13 protein-coding genes are annotated in these 18,024 nt (G+C 66.8%); 6 read left to right on the forward strand and 7 right to left on the reverse strand.

Translation table 11 applies throughout. The features are described 5' to 3' along the window. Nucleotides 1–98 precede the first annotated feature (98 nt). Nucleotides 99–1,595 (reverse strand): MocR-like pyridoxine biosynthesis transcription factor PdxR, encoded by a 1,497-nt coding sequence (gene pdxR / locus J2X01_RS17155; RefSeq protein WP_310060162.1) that lies wholly within the window; start codon nucleotides 1,593–1,595, stop codon nucleotides 99–101. A gap of 193 nt (nucleotides 1,596–1,788) precedes the next feature. On the opposite strand from pdxR, the gene J2X01_RS17160 reads away from it, so the two are divergent. Next, nucleotides 1,789–3,066, forward strand: a complete 1,278-nt coding sequence (locus tag J2X01_RS17160) for an aminotransferase-like domain-containing protein (RefSeq protein WP_310060165.1) — start codon at nucleotides 1,789–1,791, stop codon at nucleotides 3,064–3,066. An 82-nt stretch (nucleotides 3,067–3,148) separates the two neighbouring features. Here the strand turns inward: J2X01_RS17160 and J2X01_RS17165 are convergent, their stop codons facing one another. From J2X01_RS17165 to J2X01_RS17185, 5 genes are all read right to left on the reverse strand, one after another. Continuing rightward, nucleotides 3,149–3,391: a hypothetical protein gene (locus J2X01_RS17165; RefSeq protein WP_310060167.1), complete on the reverse strand. Its 243-nt coding sequence runs from the start codon at nucleotides 3,389–3,391 to the stop codon at nucleotides 3,149–3,151. 94 nt (nucleotides 3,392–3,485) lie between these two features. Next, nucleotides 3,486–4,859: an NAD-dependent succinate-semialdehyde dehydrogenase gene (locus J2X01_RS17170; RefSeq protein WP_310060170.1), complete on the reverse strand. Its 1,374-nt coding sequence runs from the start codon at nucleotides 4,857–4,859 to the stop codon at nucleotides 3,486–3,488. 27 nt (nucleotides 4,860–4,886) lie between these two features. Next, entirely contained in the window at nucleotides 4,887–6,536 is a 1,650-nt protein-coding gene (locus tag J2X01_RS17175; protein ID WP_310060172.1) for a thiamine pyrophosphate-dependent enzyme, read from the reverse strand. A gap of 222 nt (nucleotides 6,537–6,758) precedes the next feature. Beyond that, complete coding sequence (locus J2X01_RS17180; RefSeq protein ID WP_310060175.1) at nucleotides 6,759–8,438, reverse strand: amidohydrolase; 1,680 nt, start codon at nucleotides 8,436–8,438, stop codon at nucleotides 6,759–6,761. A gap of 101 nt (nucleotides 8,439–8,539) precedes the next feature. Next, complete coding sequence (locus J2X01_RS17185) at nucleotides 8,540–9,469, reverse strand: LysR family transcriptional regulator (protein WP_310060178.1); 930 nt, start codon at nucleotides 9,467–9,469, stop codon at nucleotides 8,540–8,542. A gap of 266 nt (nucleotides 9,470–9,735) precedes the next feature. Between J2X01_RS17185 and J2X01_RS17190 the strand changes: the two genes are divergently transcribed. Then, entirely contained in the window at nucleotides 9,736–10,968 is a 1,233-nt protein-coding gene (locus tag J2X01_RS17190; protein WP_310060180.1) for an MFS transporter, read from the forward strand. On the opposite strand, the gene J2X01_RS17195 is transcribed toward J2X01_RS17190, so the two are convergent. Next, a complete protein-coding gene (locus J2X01_RS17195; RefSeq protein ID WP_310060183.1) occupies nucleotides 10,965–12,554 on the reverse strand; it encodes an amidohydrolase in 1,590 nt (529 codons plus the stop codon). The two genes, J2X01_RS17190 and J2X01_RS17195, sit on opposite strands and share 4 nt — an antisense overlap. Nucleotides 12,555–12,831: 277 nt before the next feature. On the opposite strand from J2X01_RS17195, the gene J2X01_RS17200 reads away from it, so the two are divergent. The 4 genes from J2X01_RS17200 to J2X01_RS17215 are packed head-to-tail and all read left to right on the forward strand — an operon-like array spanning nucleotide 12,832 to nucleotide 17,991. Then, the gene (locus J2X01_RS17200) at nucleotides 12,832–14,451 is read left to right on the forward strand and encodes an ABC transporter substrate-binding protein (protein ID WP_310060187.1); all 1,620 of its coding nucleotides are present in this window, start codon (nucleotides 12,832–12,834) and stop codon (nucleotides 14,449–14,451) included. Nucleotides 14,452–14,466: 15 nt separating this feature from the next. Further along, nucleotides 14,467–15,498: an ABC transporter permease gene (locus J2X01_RS17205; RefSeq protein WP_310060190.1), complete on the forward strand. Its 1,032-nt coding sequence runs from the start codon at nucleotides 14,467–14,469 to the stop codon at nucleotides 15,496–15,498. After that, a complete protein-coding gene (locus J2X01_RS17210) occupies nucleotides 15,488–17,182 on the forward strand; it encodes a dipeptide/oligopeptide/nickel ABC transporter permease/ATP-binding protein (protein WP_310060193.1) in 1,695 nt (564 codons plus the stop codon). The genes J2X01_RS17205 and J2X01_RS17210 overlap by 11 nt, the downstream gene beginning before the upstream one ends. Beyond that, nucleotides 17,179–17,991: an ABC transporter ATP-binding protein gene (locus J2X01_RS17215; RefSeq protein ID WP_310060196.1), complete on the forward strand. Its 813-nt coding sequence runs from the start codon at nucleotides 17,179–17,181 to the stop codon at nucleotides 17,989–17,991. The genes J2X01_RS17210 and J2X01_RS17215 overlap by 4 nt, the downstream gene beginning before the upstream one ends. The last annotated feature ends 33 nt before the right edge of the window (nucleotides 17,992–18,024 follow it).

Raw genomic sequence — 18,024 nt, forward strand, 5'->3', positions numbered from 1 at the left:
GGGGGCGTTTCAAGGGTGGTGGCGAATGTCACTCCTCATTTGTACGCCGGTAATGGATTTCGAAAAAGGTCCATTAAGGACGCAGCCGTTAAGTCCATTCAGGAAACTGCGGTGGCGAGCTCCCATCGGTCCCACGCGGCGGCCATTCTGCCGACAGCCCGCGGCATGTGCTCCTCCGCGGTGCCGGCGAACCCGATCAGCAGCGCCGGGGGAAGCTGTCGGGTGAGCCGGTACTCGCCGAGCGGGTAGGTGTACACCCCGCCCGCGGCCAGTCCCCGCGCCACCTCGATATCATCGACCGGTTCACGAAGCCAGCCCATCACGTGCAGGCCGGCGTCGACGGGGGCGGCTTCAATCCTGTGGCCCAACTGATGATCGATTGCTTCGAGCAGGGCGTCCTGACGTGCGGCGTACAGGCGGCGGGTGCGGCGAAGGTGGGCGTGCAGATGCCCTTCCGACAGGAAGTCCGTGAGTGCCATCTGGAGCACCGTCGCGGGCGGGCGTCCGATGACCGATGATGCGGATGCGAACGGCTTCACCAGGTCCTCCGGCAGCACGCAGTATCCGAGGCGGATCGACGGCGCGAGCACCTTGCTGAAGGAGCCCACGGTGATCACTTGCCTGCTCAGGTCGAGCCCGAACAGCGTCGGGAAGAGTTTCCCCCGGTACCGCAACTCGCTGTCGCAGTCGTCCTCGACGATCCAGCTCCCGTTTCGCTGCGCCCACGCGATCCACTCCGCGCGCCGTGCCGGGCTCATGGCGATGCCGAGCGGATGCTGCCGCGCGGGGGTCAAGCAGGCCAGGCGAGCCGGCGCCGCGTCGTCGGAATCGTCCGGGACGGCCGCTCCCTCGCCGTCGACGGGGACGCCCCGGAGAGGACAGCCCTGGGACTGGAAGGCGAGCCGTCCGGAGATGTGCCCCGGGTCCTCGACGACGACAGGGTCGCCGGCGTCGAGCAGGAGAACCGCCAGCACGTTGAACGCCTGCTGCGCGCCGGAGGTGACAATGACCTGGTCCGCCGTGCACCCCAGGCCCCTGACGTCGTTGACGTAGTCCGCGATCGCTTCCCGCAGTGGGCGATGGCCGTGGGGATCGCTGTACCCGATCGCAAGCGGATCGGTGCGTCCGGCATGGCGCCCCAGCAGGCGCTTCCAGGTCGCCGCGGGGAAAGCCGAGGACGCAACCTGGCTGGCAACGAACGATTCGGTCTCGGCCGGCGCCCACGCGTGCGGCGCCTCGCTGAACAGGTCGGTGCCCCGCGAGGAGGTGGCGGCTCCGCGTTCGGACAGCGGCGGCCGGGACATCGGCCGCTGCGGGGCGGCGTCGCTCCACAGGGTGTCGACGTAGGTGCCGTCTCCCGCGCGTGAGCGCAGGAAGCCCTCGGCGGTGAGTTGCTCGAACGCGGACACGACTGTGATCCGCGAGACTCCCAGCTCGGTGACGAGTGTGCGGGTCGAGGGCAGCCGGGTTCCGCTCGGCATCGAACCTGTCAGGATCTGGGTGCGCAGTTGCGCGTACAGTTGCTGGTGCAGGGGCTGAGCCGCCGCGCGGTCGAGCTCAAGTCCGGCCAGCAGGCGGCCACCAGCGCTCTTCATCCCGCGAACCGGGGAGCTGATTTCACCATGGCACCATTTTACGGGCCGGGTTTTCGCTCCAGATCCCGTCGACGGCAGATTTCCAACAGCCACCTCATGCCGTCCAAGCATGAGTTCGCTCGAATTTTGGTCTTAGACAGCATTCGCCGGCCGGCGCGACACTGGGAGGATACTCGTGACTGAAAGGAATTCCATGTCCGTATCCGTCGAAACTTCCGCAGGCGCTGCCCCCACTCCCGGCGACACCAGCGTCCCCGCCCGGCGGCAGCACCTGGCGCAGCGCACCCTCGCCGCGCGCCCCTCGGAAGTCCGCAAAGTGTTCAGGGCCGCCCAGCGGCCGGGCATGATCTCCTTCGCCAACGGCGCCCCCTACCTGGGCGCCCTGCCGTTCGAGCGGATCGCGGCAGACGCCCAGCGGATCCTGCTCGAAAGCGGGGAGCGCTCCTTCCAGTACGGCTCCAGCGATGGCATCCCAGAACTGCGCGCCCACATCTGTGAGCTCATGAAACTCGAGGGCATCACAGCTGGCCCTGACCAGGTCATCGTGACTTCGGGAAGCCAGCAGGCCCTCGACGTCGCCGCGCGCGTCCTGGTCAACCCCGGCGACGTCATCTTCGCCGAAGGGCCGTCCTACGCAGGCGGCATGGCCGTTTTCACCAGCTACGAGGCCGAAATTGTCCACGTCCCGATGGACGCCGACGGTCTGATCCCGGAAGAACTCGAACGGCTCATCGGCGAAGTCCGTGCCGACGGCAAGACCGCCCGGGGCCTCTACACCATTCCCAATTTCCAGAACCCCGGAGGTGTGAACCTCTCCGCCGAACGCCGCCTGCAGGTCGGTGAGCTGTGCCGCAGCAACGATCTGCTGATCTTCGAGGACAACCCCTACGGGCTCCTGGGCTTTGACGGCGAAACCATGCCCGCCATTCAACCCGGCTTCGAGGACATCACCCTGTACTTCGGCTCGTTCTCCAAGATGATCGCCCCCGGACTCCGCGTGGGCTGGGTCCTGCCGCCGGCGTCGTTGTACGGCCACCTGCTCAACGCCAGTGAGACCTCGCAGCTCAACCCCGCGGTTTACTCACAGCAACTCATCAGCGCCTACCTGGATGACCCCGCCTGGAGGGACAAGCTGGTCGAATACCGGGCCATCTACCGGGAAAAGTTCAATGCCCTGGTGGAAACGCTCGCCGAGGTCATGCCCGCCGGCACCATCTGGAACCGGCCCACCGGAGGTTTCTACCTCTGGGTGAAGGTTCCGGCCGGGATTGACACCGAAGCACTGGTCTACGACTGCATCGAACGCGGTCTGGTGTACGTCCCCGGAACTGCCTTCTACACGGACGGCAGCGGCCACAACGAACTGCGGATGTCCTTCTGCCTGCCGTCCTTGGACGAGATCCGCAAGGGCGCAGCCATCCTCGGCAAAGTATTCAGCGACGCCGTTGCCGGGGCAGCATCCTCTGACTAGCCGCACAGCCACACGCAAACGGGAGGCGCCCGCAGATCCTGTCTGCGGGCGCCACCCGTCTCTATGAGTAATTCAGGTCGGACTACACGGTGGTCGGCACTGCTTCCGTATGACGGCCAAAAAAGATCTCGAACGAATCGAAATCGATCAGCCGCCGGGTGCCCGTGATGGTGTCCTGAATCCAGAACACGCCCAATTCGGGGTGGGCTTCTTCGATGTAGCCGCGGTGGTGAACTTTGTGGTTCTGCCGTGCCTCGATGAGATCACCAAGGCAAAGATGGCTGAAGTCGTAGGACCGGAACTTGTCGGAGGGTAGGGCGGTCATGTGGGGTCCCTTCTGGGTGGGAGTGGATGTCCCAGGCCGTAGCTGGAAGTTCTGGCGTCTTTTCATGGTGTTTTCCGCATCGCTTTCCCGATGGCTACTTTGCGGTACGGATCAGCTTCCGGTTCACGAACTCATCCATGCCGTACTTGCCCAGTTCACGGCCCACCCCGGAGCGCTTGATGCCGCCGAAGGGCAGCTCCGCGGCAGAGCCGGGGGCTTCGTTGATGTACACCATCCCGGTCTCCAGGCGGTCGGCGATCTCCGCGGCTTTGGCCGGATCGGTGGACTGGATAACGGCACCCAGCCCATACACGGAGTTGTTGGCGAGCTCCACGGCCTCATCCTCGGAGGACACCCGGTACAGCACCGCCACCGGGCCGAACAGCTCCTCCGAGAAAGCACGCATGTCCTCGGTGACGCCCGCCAGGACCGTTGGCTGGAACCACGCCCCCGGCTGATCCAGCCGGCCGCCGCCGGTAAGCACGGTGGCGCCCTTGGCGACGGCGTCGTCCACCTGCGCAGCCAAGCCGTCCAGGGCGGCGGTGGAGGACAGCGGCCCCATAAACGTGTCAGCCTCGGTGGGGTCCCCCACCTTCATGGAGGTCACGGCACTTACGAACTTCTCCACGAACAGGTCATATACCGCGTCCGCCACGATGATCCGCTTGGCCGCGTTGCAGGCCTGGCCGGTGTTGCCGAAGCGGCCGAGCAGGGCATGCGTGGCCGCCTGGTCCAGGTCAGCCGAGTCCAGCACCAGGAACGGATCCGAGCCGCCGAGTTCCAGCACCACCTTCTTGAGGTTCCGGCCGGCGATCTCGGCAACGGCGGATCCTGCGCGCTCCGAGCCGGTGAGCGAGACGCCCTGCACCCGGGGGTCCGCGATGATGTCCGCCACCTGGCCGTTCGTGGCGAAGAGGTTCAGGTACGCGCCCTCGGGCGCGCCGGCGTCCCGGAAGATCTGCTCCACCGCCAGCGCGGATTCCGGGCACTGCGGGGCGTGCTTCAGCAGGATGGTGTTGCCGTTCATCAGGTTGGGCGCCGCGAAGCGGGCCACCTGGTAGTACGGGAAGTTCCAGGGCATGATCCCCAGCAGGACACCCAGGCCGTCCTTGCGGACAATCGCCGTGCCGCCAGCAGCGACTTCCAGCTCCTCGTCCTCCAGGAAGGACGGACCGTTCTCGGCGTAATACCGGTAGATGGACGCCACGATGTCCACCTCGATCTGCGCCTGGAAGACAGGTTTGCCCATCTCCCGGGTGACGATTGCGGCCAGCTCGTCGCGGCGCTCGGTGTACAGCTCAGCCACGCGGCCCAGCAACTTCACGCGGTCCGCCAACGCCGTCCGGTTCCACGCCCTAAAGGCGGCGTCGGCGGTGGCTACCGCGGCGTGGATCTGCTCATCGGTGGCGGTGGGGTAGGCCTTGACGGTCTCGCCGGTGGCCGGGTTGGTGACGGCATAGAGGCTCATGCTGTGCTCCTTGAGTGTTTGGATCGCTTAGGGGAGGGCGATCGCGGGGTCGGTGATGACGTGGATGATGGCCGGGATGCGCTGGTCTCGAACAGCTTTGAGGGAACGCTCGACGGCGATCGCGGCTTGCGCGTCGCTGGTCACCGTTTCGCCGTGGCCGCCGAAGGCGCGGGCGAAGGCGGCAAAATCGGGGTTGGCCAGCTGCGTGCCGCTGACGCGGCCCGGGAAATGGTGCTCCTGATGGTCCCGGATGGTGCCGTACTGGCCGTTGTCCATCACGATGATGAGCATCGCGGCACCGTACTGCACTGCGGTTGCGAACTCCTGGCCGTTCATCAGGAATTCCCCGTCGCCGGCGACGGCCACGGCCAGTCGTTCCGGGCTCTGCAGCGAGGCGGCCACTGCCGCCGGCACGCTGTAGCCCATGGAACCGTTGCGCATGCTCAGCTGCGACGGGAACACGTTGGTGGGCAGGTACCGCTGGGCCCAGGCGCAGTGGTTGCCCGCGCCGAAGCTGTACACGGCGTCGTGCGGCAGGCGCCGGACAAGTTCGGACACCACGGCGCTCATGTGGCCGGTGCCTTCACGCGTGCCGGGAAGGGCCGCCAGGTCCGGAAGGGCGCTGAACGCAGCCTGCGCGGCCCGGCCGGCAGCGCGCCAGGAGTCCCACTGGGCAGCCTTGCCGAGCCGCAGGTCCTTGATGGCCTCGGCGAAGGCCACCGGACTGGCGAGGACGTGGGCCGTCACCGCGCCGGAGCGGCCCCGCAGGGAGCTGTCGATGTTGACCACAATATTCGTGGCGTCCAGAGACTGCCGCAGGGTGTAGCCGTCCGTCGGAACGTCGGTGGGCACGGCACCGATGGCCAGCAGCACATCGGCCTCGGTGAAGATCCGGGCGGTCTCAGCGGTGCGGCCGTATCCCAGGGCGCCGACGAATACCTCGGAATCGAAGGGGATGCGGTCCGCGGCCCGCCAGTCCTGGATGACCGGGATGCCGTTGGCCTCGGCGAAGGAAGTGACTGCTGCTGCGGCGGCGGGGGTCCAGCGCTGGCCGCCGACAAAGATGGCGGGTTTCTCTGCGCTGGCCAGGGCGGTGCGGACCACTTCGAGCTCGGCGGCGGACACCGCCCCCTCGGCCACGGCGATGGGCGGGTGCAGGTCGCCGGTGAACTCATGGGTGATGACGTCCTCTGGCAGGGCCACGATGACTGGGCCGGGACGGCCTGACTTGGCGGCAAAGAAGGCTTCGGCCACCACTTCCGAGGCGCGCGAGGCTTCGTCCAAGACCAGGACGCGCTTTGCCTGCGTGCCGAACCAAGCCTTCGGATCGAACTCCTGGAAGGACTCGCGCTCCCGGTCCGCCACGGGGATCAGGCCCACGAACAGGACCAGGGGTGTGGCGTCCTGCCAGGCGGCGTGGATGGCAACGAAAGCATTTGCGGCTCCCGGCCCGCGGGTCACCATGGCCACGCCGGGTTCGCCGGTGAACTTCCCGTGGGCCTCTGCCATGTAGGCGGCGCCGCCTTCCTGGCGGCACACAATCGTCTCAATGTCGGCTCCGTGGAGCCCGTCAAGCACGGCCAGGTAGCTTTCGCCGGGGACAGCAAATACGCGATTGACGCCGTGCAGGGCGAGCGAATCAACGATCGCCTGGCCGGCGTGGGTTTTCGTCTCCAAAGTGGTGCTCCTCGATAGGGGATGGCCAGGAATCTGGCAGTGGGTCCGGCGGCCGGCTTCGGTGCCGGCGCTCAGGGGTTTTCTCAAGTATTGGCGGGGAAGTTCATGCTGTCTAATACATATAAAGTTGAAAATGGATAACTAAAAAGCATGAATAGCGGCAGGGGCGATCAACGCCGCGCCCGCAGCGGCGACTGGCCACCCGGGGCGACCCCGGAGCCGCTAGCCCTTTAGGCTGCCGTGGACCAGCCTGCCGCCCACGACGGTGGCCGCAACGCGGACATCGCGGAGGGTGTCGGCGGGAACCTCGTAGATGTCCTCGGTCAGTGCAACAAAGTCGGCCAGCATGCCCGGTGCCAGCGAGCCCTTGTAGTGGTCCTCGTGCACAGCGTGCGCACTGCCCACGGTGTAGGCGCGCACGGCCTGGGCCACGCTGATGCGTTCCTCCGGACCAAAGTCCGCGCCGGAGGAGGTGCGACGGTTCACCAGGTCGTGGATGTTCAGGAGCGGGTCTCCGGAAACCACTGGCGCGTCAGTGCTGGCAGGGATCTCGATGCCGGCGTCGAGCAGGGATTTCACCCGGTAGGAAAGGCGGGTCCGCTCCGGGCCCAGTGCTCGGGCCGCGCCGTCGCCGAGTTCGTTGATGAAGCGGCCCTGCGGGACCGGAATGAGGCCAAGCGACGCCAGTCGCTTGATCTGGTCATCGCCGGCAACGTTGACGTGCTCGATCCGGTGCCGCGCGTCCTGCCGCGGGTAGAGCTTTTGGGCCTCCTCGAAAATGTCCAGCACGACATCCAGTGCTGCATCGCCGATGGCGTGGGTTGCCACTTGCCAGCCCGCGCGGTGGGCTCCGATGACGCGGCGGCGCAGCTCCTGGGCCGGGAACTGGAGGAGTCCGCGGTTGCCTTCCGGCCCACCTGCCTCGTGCTGGTAGTCGCAGCACATAAAGGCGCTCCGGCCGATCAGCGAACCGTCGGACAGGATCTTGGCCGGCCCCAGCCGCAGCCATTCGTCGCCGAACCCGGAGCGCATACCCAGGTCCAGGCCCATCCGGGCAACAGGGGGCGTGCCGGATGAGCCTTCCACGTCGGCATCGCCCAGCCCGTGCAGCGTGGTCAGGTAGGGCATCACCGTGGCACGCACACCGAGTTTCCCGGCATCGCGCGCCAGCTGGTACCCGGCGATATCTGACAAGCTGTGGCCTATGTGCTGCGGGGCGCCCAGGCCGGGCTCGGTGATGCTGGTGACGCCGAGCTCCAGCAGCGCGGCGCTGCCCGCGCCCACCATTTCGGCAACATCCTCCACGCCGGGTCCGGGAATGGCGTCCATGACCAGCGCCCGGGCAGTCTCCTGAAGCAGCCCGAAGGCCCTGCCGTCCGTGTCGGCAGGAGCGGCCCCGCCGTCGGGCGCGGTGACATTGCGGCGGCCGGGGTAGCCGGCCCGATCGAAAGCTGCCGTGTTGGCCACCCCCATGTGCCGGGAGTTGTGCATCAGCCACACGGGATGGCCATGGCTAACGGCGTCGAGCTGCTCCGCCGTGGGGTGCTGGTTGCCCAGATAGTTCTGGTCGTAACCGGCACCTTGGACCCACGCCCCTTCGGGCGCGGCCAGGCAGGCGCGGTCCACGGCGGCCAGCAGTTCGTCCATGGTGCCGCACGCCGCTGGCCGGAGATCGGCCTGGACCAGCGCCTGACCCACGTAACTCAGGTGGCAGTGGGCATCATTAAAACCGGGGACGACGGCGGCGCCGCCCAGGTCGAACACGTCGCGGAAGAGCGACGCCGGCAGCTCATCATCCAGGCTGACGATGCGCCCGCCGTGGACGCCCACGCTGTGCGCCCGCGGACGCCTGCCCTGCTGGGTGTAGAACGATCCGTTGGTGTACAGCGAGTCCAAGAGCATGCAGTTCTCCCGATGTGTGTGGATGCATCATTGCGTTCCATCAAGTATCGGAAGCGGTATTCATGCTGTCTAATGTCTATTGGGTTGGTTATTCATGCCCATCAGGCATGCCCGTCCAGCTTCGCGTCGTCCCTGATGACTGCACGCTGCTGGTTGAGGAAGTCGCGGATCCGCCGTGCCACCGCCCGGATGGTGTCCTCGGCGAAATGGCCGGGAATCCAGGCGGTGTGAAGGGGGAGCCGGAGGGCTGCCCCCGGCCGCGCGTCCGTGCCTGCCAGGATCCGGATTGGGTGGGCGCCGTAGGCGGGCAAATCCGTGGTCACCCCGACCCCGTGCCCGGCCGCTGCCAGCGCCATGATGGTCTGCCCGTCATCGCATTCGGACACCTGGCGGAAGCTCAGGTGGGCCTGGTTCAGGGCGTCGTCCAGAATGTAGCGGCTGACGCTCTGGTGTGAGGGGAGGATGGCGTGCTGGCCGGACAGGACTGACAGGGGGAGCTCGGCGACGCCGCCGAGGGCCCATTCGTGGTCAGCCGCCACGTAGGCGGTCAAGGGGATGCTGCCCAGCGCCATGGTGGTCAGGCCCGGCTCGGGCGGCGCGGGCGAGACAGCAAAGTCGCAGCCGTGCAGCAGCGCGTCGGCAATGGCGAAGTGGCTGGTTTCCTGCGTAATGATCAGCGGGTCCTCGGGCCGGGTGGTGGCGATGAAAGGTGCCAGGAAACCCCGGACCGAGGCGGCCGTAGCCGCGGCAACCAGTGTGGCCACCCGTCCGGTGCGCAGGGCGTCCGCGGCAGCTTCCAGGCCCTGCGTCTCCAGCATGAGGCGACGGGCGGCGGGGATGAACGCCCGGCCCGCGGGGGTCAGGGCCAGCTTGTTCCCCTGGGCCTCGAACAGGCGCAGCTTGAGCTCGTTTTCCAGGGTCTTGATCTGCCGGCTGAGCGCGGGCTGGGCAATGTGGATCCGCTCAGCGGCGGCGGTCACGGTGCCGGCGTCCACGACGGCCAGGAAGTACTGCAAGCGGCGAAGGTTCATGGCAAAAGCATGCTCTTTGGGTATACATAAACGCAAGAAGAAGTATTGGCAGGTATGCAGTGACGCACAGTACGGTTCATGGGCAGAGCCTCCGCGCTCGCAGCCCATCAACAATGCATCAGTCATTCGAGGACCCCATGACAACTCCCACATCACCAGCAACCGGCTCCCTGGCGGTTGGCGAAACACCGGTTGAACCAGCGCTGGCTGGACCAAGAACCGGTCCGTCAGCCCCTGGAGCGGGCCCGTCGAGCCCTGGAAAGGTGGTGGCCGCCGCCTTCATCGGCACAGCGCTGGAATGGTACGACTTCTTCCTCTTCGGAACCACCGCCGCGATCGTCTTCGCGCCGCTGTTCTTCCCCGGCAACGACCCCGTGGCCTCCACGGTCGCGGCATTCCTCAGCTTCAGCGCGGCCTTCATCGCCCGCCCCGTCGGCGCGCTGATCTTCGGCCACGTCGGTGACAAGTACGGCCGGCGCGGTGCCCTGGTGGCCACCGTGATGATCATGGGTGCCGCCTCCACGCTGATGGGGCTGCTGCCCACCTACGCCACGGCCGGCGTCGTCGCTCCCGTTTTGCTGACTCTGCTTCGTGCGGTCCAAGGCGTTGCCACCGGCGGCGAGTGGGGTGGCGCCACCCTGATGGCCATTGAGTACGCCCCGGCCAAACGCCGGGGGCTGTACGCTGCCCTGGTCCAGCTGGGCTCGCCCGTTGGCACGCTGCTGTCCACCGGCGCCATCACGCTGGTGACCCTGCTGCCCAAAGACGACTTCATGGCCTGGGGATGGCGGCTGCCGTTCCTTGCCTCGATCGTCCTTGTGGCCGTGGCGCTCTGGCTCCGCTGGAACGTGGAGGAGACGCCTGAGTTCCAGAAGCTCAAGGCCACTGACGGAACCCAGAAATCCCCGGTCACCGAACTGTTCCGCCAATACAAAGCGAAGCTGGCCATCGGCGTGTGCACTTATCTGGTGGGCAACGCCGGCTTCTTCATCCTCACGACATTCATGATCAGCTACGTCACCCGGGTCCTGGGACTTCCGTCCACGGTGATCCTCACGGCCATGACCATCGGCGCCGTGGCCCAGATGGTCATGACAGTGCTTGCCGGCCGCCTTGCCGACCACTTCGGCGCGGCGCGGGTGGGCATCATTGGCTACTCGATCTTCATTGCCCTGGCATTCCCGATCTTCTGGCTCGTGGACAGCCGGGATCCGGGACTGATCATCCTGGCCATGGTGCTGGCTTTCGGCCCCTGCGCCATCACCTACGCCATCATCGGTGCGCTGATCGACCGGCTCTTCCCGGCACAGGTCAAGTACACCGGCATGGGGCTGTCCGCCAACCTCTCAGCCGTCGTCGCCGGGTTTATGCCGGCGCTCGCCACGGTCTTCCTCACCTTCTCCGGCAACGCGTCATGGGGACCAGCCACGCTCCTGGTGGTCATCGGCCTGATCTCCCTGGGCGGTGCCATCGCAACCTCAAAGGTGCGTGCCGCCTAGCTAAAGGCGTCGTTCCGGTAGCGGACAGCCCCGCCGGTGACCGTCATCAGGACCTTCGTGTCCCGGATCCCGGCGGGTTCTGCCGTGAAGATGTCGGTGTCAAGAACCGCGAAGTCGGCGAGCATTCCAGCGGCCAGTGTGCCCTTCACAGCCTCCTCGCCGGAGGCAAAGGACGGGGCCACGCAGTACGCGTGCAGTGCCTCGGCCAGTGAGATCCGCTCCTGCGGTTCCCACCCGCCGTCGGGCTCCCCCGCAGCAGTGGTCCGCGTGATGGCGGCGTACAGCCCGTGGAACGGGTTGGGGACCTCCACGGGCGAGTCCGAGCCGAAGGCCACCGTGGCGCCGGCGTCCAGCAGGCTCCGCCAGGCATAGGACGCCAGGCCCCGGCCTTCCACCATGCCCAGGATGGGCAGGTCGCTGGGGCAGTGCTGCGGCTGCATGGAGGCCACCACGCCAAGCCTGGCCAGCCGCGGGACATCCGCGGGCTGCAGGAACTGCACGTGCTCAATCCTGTGCCGCAGGCTGTGCAGTGCGGTGGTGTCCCGGATGGCGGCCAGGGCGTCCAGCACCAGCGTGTTGGCGCGGTCACCAATGGCATGGACCGCGACGGCGATGCCCGCCTCCGCCGCACGGCCGGCCAGCGCCAGCAACTCTGGATACGCCGTCACTTCCACCCCGTGGCTGGTGCCGCCCGGAAAGGGCTGGCTCATGTGGCACGTGTGCGAGCCCGCCGCGCCGTCGGCAAATATCTTCACGGCGCCATGCCGGATCCAGCTGTCGCCCTGGCCGGTGCGGATGCCTGCTGCGATGGAGGCCTGCAAGTCGTCCTGGGCCAGCAGTTTATGTACGCGCAGGGCCAGCCCTCCCTCCTCACGGAGGCTCGTCAGGGCGGCCAGTGCGTCAGCACCGTCGATGTCGTGGACGCCGGTGACGCCCAAGGACAGCAGGTACCGCTGCGCCTCCCGCAGCTGCTCCGGAAGGTTTCCGGAGACCCCGGAAGCCGCCAGTTTCCGCACCGGGTAGACGGCGCTTTCACGCAGGATCCCTGTTGGCTCTCCGGCGGCATCACGGACAATCTCCCCGCCCGCCGGGTGGGGTGTGTCCCTGGTGATGCCCAGCAGCTGCAATGCCTGCGAGTTAGCCCAGACCGTGTGGCCGTCCGCGCTGGTGAGGGCTACAGGGTTCCGCGGGCAGGCCGCGTCCAGGCTGGCGCGGTCCGGCTGCACCGGGACCTGCCACTTGTTGAAGTCCCACCAGCCGCCCAGAATCCATTCGCCGTCCCGGTACCGCGGCAGGATGGCGGTAACCCGGGCCAGCGCTTCCGCCAGGTTTCCGGTCCCGCGCAGGTCCACCTCGTGCATCGACCTGGCCAGGCTTGCCGTGTGGATATGGGCATCGGTCAGGCCGGGAATGACGACGGCGCGGCCCAGGTCCACGGTGCTGGTCCCGGCGGGTGCGTGGGCGCGGAGATTTGCGGCGGGGCCGGCGGCCACGATGACGCCGTCCTCCACCAGGAGGGCTTCGACGCGGGGCTGTTTCGGGTTCAGGGTATGGAAGGTCGCGTTGGCAAAAAGGGTGGGGGTCACCGGATCAGGGTAAGGCTGCCGGTTGCGCTTCACTGCCACCGATGCCGCAACAAACGGTCATACGGCGGTGCCGGCGATGCCTGGCCTGTCCGTGTTGCCGTCCCGGTTCCGTCAGCGCCCGCGGAACTGCGCGCCTTCATGCCTGGACGGCATGGAATCACTAAATAATGAGTCTTAGACGTTCTGAGATATGGGTCACATACTCGATCTGCAGGTGTCCGCCAACGCTGTAAGCGGCGGCGCCTGCGCTCGCATCGGACCAATCAAAGGACCCCTCGTGACTCAGATTTTCCCGCCCATGGCAGCCCCGGCGGCCCGTCGCGGCCGCCGGCTCGCTCCCTTCGCCGCCGCTGCCGTGGTCATCGCCGTTGCCGCCACCGGCTGCACTACCGGTGCCGCAACCACTCCCGGTTCCACCGCCGCTGGGCAGGTCTCCACCGACACCATCCGGACCGTGGTCAACGCCGACCCCACGAGCTTTGCTCCGGTAGAGGTCCGCAACGCCGACGACTACGCCGTCAACCGCTTCCTGTTCTCCACGCTGGTGCGCCGTGACGAGAACAACAAGATCGTTCCGGACCTTGCCAGCAAATGGGACATCACGCCCACCCGGGGCACGTTCACCATCCGCAGGGGCGCCACGTGTGTGGACGGCACTCCCATCACCGCAGGCGTGGTGGCGGAATCGCTCAAGGTGTTCGCGTCCCCGGACAGTAAATCCAGCTTCCGTCCGCTGGTTCTGGGTGAAGGGCCCGCGACCGTGACGGCTGATGACGCAGCCGGCACCGTCATCGTGGAGCTGGCCCAGCCGTGGACCGACCTCTTGCAGGGCCTGAGCCTGCACGCCACCGGCATCGTCTGCCCGGCCGGCCTCGCAGATCCCAAGGCGCTGACCGCCGGGGACGTGCCGGGTGCTTTCTCCGGACCGTACACGTTGACCAAAAAGCAGCACGGTGTGGCCTACACGTTCACGCTCCGCGACGGTTACAAGGCCTGGCCCGAATACCAGACCGAGATACCGGGCACCCCGGCCAGGACCATCGAGGCGAGCGTCAACGCCAACGCCAGCGCCGTGTCGAACGAACTCCTGACCGGCGCCAAGGACATCGCCACCATCCGCGGCAAGGACGCCACCCGCTTCGACGGAAACAAGGACTTCAGCGCCCAGGTGATTCCCCAGGGCAGCCTCTACATGATGTTCAACGAGCGCCCCGGCCACCCCTTCACCGACCCGGCGCTGCGCAAAGCCGTTGCCCAGGCCCTGGATCCCACCGCGTTCAACCAGGCGGCCTCCGGTGGCCTCGGTGAGCTCTACTCCTCGTTCGCCCACCCGGGCGTGCCGTGCTCCAACAAGGACACCGGGCGGCTCATCAAGTCAGACCCCGCAGCCGCAAAGGCCGCGCTGGCCGGCGTCAGGATCCGCATGGTGGGCGCACAGGTCTTCGGCCCCAACGGCGCCGCCAACACCTACGTTGCCGAGGCACTCCGGGCCGCCGGTGCGGATATTGAGCTGCGCAACGTGGACCTGGCAACCTGGAGCACCGACCTCACCCAGAAGCTGGACACCTGGGACATCACCGTCATGGGCGGCATCAACGCCGGAGGCACCATGTACGGGGCGCTGTCCACGGTCATCGGAACCCCGGTGGAAAAGGGTGGCCTGAACTGGGGCGGCCTGGAGAACCAGCCCGCCCTTGACCTGGTGTCCGAGGCCATGACCCAGACCGACGACAGCGAGCGCTGCGGGACTTACCAGGAAGTGCAGAAGCTCATGATCGGTGACGCCCATGTGATCCCGCTGGCCGGCCTGCCAGCACAAGTGACCATCCGCTCCGGCTTCGCCATGCACACCATGAATGGGCAGCCGGACGAAAGCACCATGCGGATTACGAAGTAGCGCGGACAACAACAGATGACTGTTTCAAGCATTGCTGAAGCTTCCCGCGCTCCCGGCGTACGTGCCGGGAGCGCGGGAAGCCGCTACCTCCGCCACCCGTGGGTGGGATTCTCGCTGCGCCGGCTCGGCGGGCTGCTTCTCTCGTTCGCTGTCCTGGTGATGGTGACGTTCCTGATTGTCCCGCTAATCCCCGGGGACCCGGCCGTGATCGCTGCCGGCGAGGGCGCCAGCCCGGCACAGATAGCCAATGTCCGGGCCGAACTGGGCCTGGACCTGCCTCTGTACACCCAGTTCTTCAACTACGTCTCCGGCGTCCTGCGCCTGGACATGGGAGCCTCGTTCGTCAGCGGCGAAAGCGTGTCCACCCTGATCTTCACCCGGTTTCCGTTTACCGCAGAGATCGCACTCCTGGCGATCCTGCTGGCGCTGGCCATTGCCGTGCCCCTGGGAATGACGGTTGCTATCCTGACCCGCGGCGGCCGGAACAGGTGGCTGGACGCAGGGTTTAACTTCCTGACTGGCCTGATCTACTCCGTTCCCCAGTACGTGGTGGCCACGCTGCTGGTGGTGGTGTTTGCCGTGACCCTCCGCTGGTTCCCGGCGGCCGGTGCGGCAACACTGAACTCGCTGGTGCTTCCCACCGCGGCCCTGATGCTGGGGCCTGCGTGCGTCATCTCGCGGATCGTGCGGCGGGAAACAGCGGCGGTGCTGGACAAGGACTACATCCGCACGGCCCGTGGCTGGCGGCTCGGCGTGCTGCGGACCAACGCACGCTACGTCCTGCCGAATCTGGTGACCACCACGCTGACACTTTCCGGCCTGATCCTGGCAGCGCAGCTGGGCGGCGCTGTGGTGATTGAAACCGTGTTCGCCTGGCCCGGGCTGGGGCAGGGAATTGTCAACGCGATCCTGCAGCGCGACTACCCCGTGATCCGGGGCATCATCCTGGTCCTCGGGCTGCTGGCCACCCTGATCATCATCCTGGTGGACCTGATCCTGGCCATCATCGATCCCCGCACCCTCGGAGGAACCTCACATGACATCTAGGTTTAGGAGCCGGGAGTTCTGGACTCCCGCCATGGTGACCGGCGCCGTGCTGATGATCGCCCTGATCGGCATCGCAGTCATTGCACCCCTGACTTTGAAGCAGGCCGCCGAGCAGCTGACTTCCAACGCCGCCCAGGGACCCAGCGCGTCCCACTGGCTGGGCACCGATGACTTTGGCCGCGACCTGCTGGCACGCGCGCTGGTAGCCACACGGCTGACCCTGCTCATGACCACCTGTGCGGCAGCGATCTCGGTGCTCTCCGGGGTGGTGATTGGCCTGGCCATCTGGCTGTCCGGCCGGCGCGTCCGGGAGGCGGCCCTGCGTGTCCTGGAAACGGCGGTGGCCTACCCCAGTCTGATTTTCGCCCTGGTGATCGCCGCGGTGCTGGAACCCGGGGTTTCCTCGGCAGTCATCGCGATCGGCATCGCCGGAATTCCCGGCTTCGCCCGGATCACGGCGAACCTGGCGTCCTCCGTCTCCAGCAGCGACTATGTGGTCACAGCCCGCCTTCTGGGCGTCAGCCCGGTCCGGATCGCCATGCGGCACATGCTGCCGAACATGGCCGAGCCGCTGCTGATCCTCTCCGCCACCGTGTTCGCCCTGTCCTTGGTGGAAATCTCCGCTTTGTCTTTCATCGGACTCGGCGTGCAGTCCCCGGACTATGATTTCGGCCGGCTGCTCAACGACAGCCTGGGCGCGCTCTATACCCAGCCGGTAGAGGCTGTGGGCCCGTCGATCATGATCGCCCTGACCGGATTGTCCGTCATGCTGATTGGTGATGCGCTGGCCGCCCATGCCGATCCCAGGGCCAAACGAAAGTTCTTCCGCCGGGTCCTGCAGCACGGCCGCACCGTTGCCGTCCCGGCATCCGATGCGGCGCTGGTGCGGGTGGAGAACCTGCGCATCAGCATCCCGGGCCGGCAGGAGTTGGTCAAGGGCGTGTCCTTCACCATCAACCCCGGCGAAGTGGTGGCGCTGGTGGGGGAGTCCGGCTCCGGAAAATCGCTCACCGCAATGGCTATTGCGGGCCTGCCCTCCGAGGACCTCGCCGTTGAGGCGGACCTGCTGCGGGTGGCCGGCATGAACATGCTGGCCCAACCTGACCGGTCACGCTTGGCCAAGGAAATCAGCATGGTCTACCAGGACCCCGGTACCACGTTCAACCCTTCCCTGCGGATGGGGTCCCAGCTGACCGAGGTCCTGCGCAGCCATCTGGGCATGGGTGGTGCGAAAGCGCGGAAGGTCATGACCGAGGCGCTCGCCGCCGTCAACATCACCGAGCCAGCCAAACGCCTCCAGCAGCACCCCCACGAGCTCTCCGGCGGCATGCGCCAACGGGCCATGATCGCAGCGGCCATGGTCACCTCTCCCCAGCTGATCGTGGCGGATGAGCCGACGACGGCGCTGGACGTCACGGTCCAGGCTGAGGTCCTGCGTCAGTTCCGGCGCATCCACCGCGAACAAGGAACGGCAATGTTGTTCATCTCGCATGACCTTGGCGTGGTGGAGGCTCTCTGCGACACCATCCTGGTCATGAAGTCGGGCGAAATCGTCGAACGGCTGACGTCCGCGCAACTGGCCGCCCGGAACGTCCACCACCCTTACACCAAGGCACTGCTGGCCGCGATCCCCGTCCTGGATCTCGACCGCACGCCTGCCACCGCAGGAGCTGACACACCATGACTGCACAGACCGACTATGCCCTCCCGGAGGCACCGTCCGGGGCGACGCATGCCGCGGCCGTCCGGGACCTGAACGTCAGCTTTGGCAGCGCCCACGTCCTGAAGGACGTCACCCTGACGGTGCCTGCCGGCAGGGTGGTTGGCCTCGTGGGCGAATCCGGCTCGGGGAAGTCCACGCTCGGCAAGACGCTGGTGGGGATCAACCGGCCCACTAGCGGTGAGGTCCTCATTGGCAATCAGGACTTCGCCACACTGCACGGCCAACGCCGCCAGCAAATGCGTCGCGAGGTCCAGTACATTCCCCAGGACCCCTACTCTTCGCTGAGTCCGCGGCGCACCACCGGTCAGACGCTGGCGGAGGCGCTGGACCCGCGGAGGGCCGACCCCGTCCGGCACCGGGACGTCATCGCTGCAGCGTTGGAGCGGGTCAAACTCGAACCTTCCGCGGCGGACAAGTATCCGCACGAATTCTCCGGCGGCCAGCGGCAACGCATCGCCATCGCGAGGGCGCTGATATTGACGCCCAAGCTCGTTATTGCAGATGAGATCACGTCAGCGCTGGACGTGTCCGTACAGGCGGACATCGTCCGGCTGCTGCAGGGAATGCGCGGCACAGTGGACAGCGCCATGCTCTTCATCTCGCACAACTTGGCCGTGGTGCAGGAAGTCTGTGACGACGTGGTGGTTATGTTCCAGGGCCGCATCGTGGAACAAGGTCCCATCGACGCCGTGTACCGCGACCCGCAACACGAGTACACCCGCAAACTGCTGGCGTCCGTCCCCGGATCGCCGGGATTCACACTGGACTGACTTTCGCACTCCGCCGCCTGTTTCATGCCGGAA

Source organism: Arthrobacter ginsengisoli (genome assembly GCF_031456935.1).
Lineage (GTDB): Bacteria > Actinomycetota > Actinomycetes > Actinomycetales > Micrococcaceae > Arthrobacter > Arthrobacter ginsengisoli.

Excerpts from the sequence above, each read along its gene's own strand:
- pdxR (WP_310060162.1), bottom strand. The coding sequence starts at position 1,595 with ATGAAGAGCGCTGGTGGCCGCCTGCTGGCCGGACTTGAGCTCGACCGC.
- J2X01_RS17160 (WP_310060165.1), top strand. The coding sequence starts at position 1,789 with ATGTCCGTATCCGTCGAAACTTCCGCAGGCGCTGCCCCCACTCCCGGC.
- J2X01_RS17165 (WP_310060167.1), bottom strand. The coding sequence starts at position 3,391 with ATGACCGCCCTACCCTCCGACAAGTTCCGGTCCTACGACTTCAGCCAT.
- J2X01_RS17170 (WP_310060170.1), bottom strand. The coding sequence starts at position 4,859 with ATGAGCCTCTATGCCGTCACCAACCCGGCCACCGGCGAGACCGTCAAG.
- J2X01_RS17180 (WP_310060175.1), bottom strand. The coding sequence starts at position 8,438 with ATGCTCTTGGACTCGCTGTACACCAACGGATCGTTCTACACCCAGCAG.
- J2X01_RS17185 (WP_310060178.1), bottom strand. The coding sequence starts at position 9,469 with ATGAACCTTCGCCGCTTGCAGTACTTCCTGGCCGTCGTGGACGCCGGC.
- J2X01_RS17205 (WP_310060190.1), top strand. The coding sequence starts at position 14,467 with ATGACTGTTTCAAGCATTGCTGAAGCTTCCCGCGCTCCCGGCGTACGT.
- J2X01_RS17210 (WP_310060193.1), top strand. The coding sequence starts at position 15,488 with ATGACATCTAGGTTTAGGAGCCGGGAGTTCTGGACTCCCGCCATGGTG.
- J2X01_RS17215 (WP_310060196.1), top strand. The coding sequence starts at position 17,179 with ATGACTGCACAGACCGACTATGCCCTCCCGGAGGCACCGTCCGGGGCG.